Origin of the sequence: Kitasatospora sp. NPDC057936 (genome assembly GCF_042887525.1) — a bacterium.
Taxonomy (GTDB): domain Bacteria; phylum Actinomycetota; class Actinomycetes; order Streptomycetales; family Streptomycetaceae; genus Kitasatospora.
In genome coordinates this window covers 1-1,636 of the sequence record NZ_JBHVPD010000207.1, presented here as the reverse complement: position 1 = coordinate 1,636, position 1,636 = coordinate 1, and the positions used below count along the sequence as shown (strand labels likewise).

The window sequence follows — 1,636 nt, the reverse complement described above, 5'->3', positions numbered from 1 at the left end:
GAACGGCTCTGGCCCGTATTCGGTGGTAACGAAGGGTGACGGTTGTCGTTGGCATGGTGTGCATGAGGTCAACGAGCTTGTGAGTGTGGTGTTTTCGGGGCTGTCGGCGCTCGTCGTCGAGGGTGTGACGGACGAGGGCGAGGTCATCCGCGTGTCGGCGCGGACCCGGGACGATCCGGTGCTGTGCCCGGTGTGCGGGCACTCGACTGGGCAGGTGCACGGGTTCCACGAGCGGCTGGTCGCGGACGTGCCGGTGGACGGGCGCCGGGTCGTGGCGTCGGTGCGGGTCCGACGCATGGCGTGTCCGGTGCTGGGGTGCCCGCGGCAGACGTTCCGTGAGCAGGTCCCCGGCCTGATCGAGCGCTACCAGCGGCGCACACGCCGTCTCGCCGATCAACTCGGTCAGATCGTGAAGGAGTTAGCGGGCAGGGCGGGCGCCCGCCTCTCCCACATTCTGGCCTGCGCAGTCTCCCGATCGAGTGCTCTTCGCCTGCTCATGCGCCAGGCGGTACCACCGCTGCGAGTACCGCGCGTGCTCGGCGTCGACGACTTCGCCCTCAAGCGCCGGCACCGCTACGCGACCATACTCATCGACGCCGAGACCGGCGAGCGGATCGACGTCCTGCCCGACCGCACCACTCAAACCCTGGTCGCGTGGCTGCGCGAGCACCCCGGGGCCGAGTACGTCTGCCGCGACGGCTCCGGCTCCTACGGCGAGGCGATCCGCCAGGCCCTGCCCGACGCGGTGCAGGTCAGCGACAGGTGGCACATTTGGAGCAACCTGTGCGGCAAGGTCCTGGCCGAGGTCCGCTCCCACGCCGCGTGCTGGGCCACCGCTGTGAACCCCGCCCGCCCCGGCGGTGTGCGCGAGCAGACCACCCGCGAACGCTGGCAGCGGGTCCACGCGCTGCTCGGCCAGGGCGTCGGCCTGCTCGAATGCGCCCGCCGCCTCGACGTGGCCCTGAACACCGTCAAGCGGTACGCCCGCATGAAGGAGCCCACCGGCGAGCGCCGCGCGCCCCGCTACAAGCCCACACTCGTCGACCCCTACCGCGACCACCTGCGCAGCCGCCGGGCCGAAGACCCCGCGGTGCCCGTCACCCACCTCCTGCGCGAGATCAAGGAACTGGGCTACACCGGCAGCGCGAACCTCCTGGTCCGCTACCTAACCCAGGGCCGCGCCGAGGGCGACAGGCCCGTCACCACCGCGCAGGGCTTCGCCCGCCTCCTCCTCAGCCGCCCCGAGAACCTGCGCGACAAAGACATCGCACTGCTCGGCGAACTCACCAGTGCCTGCCGCGAGATGACCGAACTCGCCTGTCTGACCAGCGAGTTCGCCCAACTACTGGCGCCGGCCGAGGGCAACGACGCCAAGCTCACCGCCTGGATCGCGTCAGTTCGCTCCGCCGACCTGCCCCACCTACGCTCCTTCACGAACGGCCTGGAACTCGACCGGGCCGCCGTCGACGCCGGACTCACCACCCCGCACCACAACGGCCGTACCGAGGGCGTCAACACACGAACTAAGCGGATCATGCGGCAGATGCACGGCCGCGCCGGATTCCCCCTGCTCCGCCACCGCATCCTCCTCCGGTGATCGCCACGGAGCGCTACCACCGAATACGGGCCAGAGCCG

1 protein-coding gene is annotated in these 1,636 nt (G+C 70.5%); it reads left to right on the top strand.

Going from position 1 to position 1,636, the window contains the following annotated elements; genetic code table 11:
* The first annotated feature begins 88 nt into the window (after positions 1-88).
* Positions 89-1,597, top strand: a complete 1,509-nt coding sequence (locus ACFVU9_RS45430; protein WP_387603972.1) for an ISL3 family transposase — start codon at positions 89-91, stop codon at positions 1,595-1,597.
* The last annotated feature ends 39 nt before the right edge of the window (positions 1,598-1,636 follow it).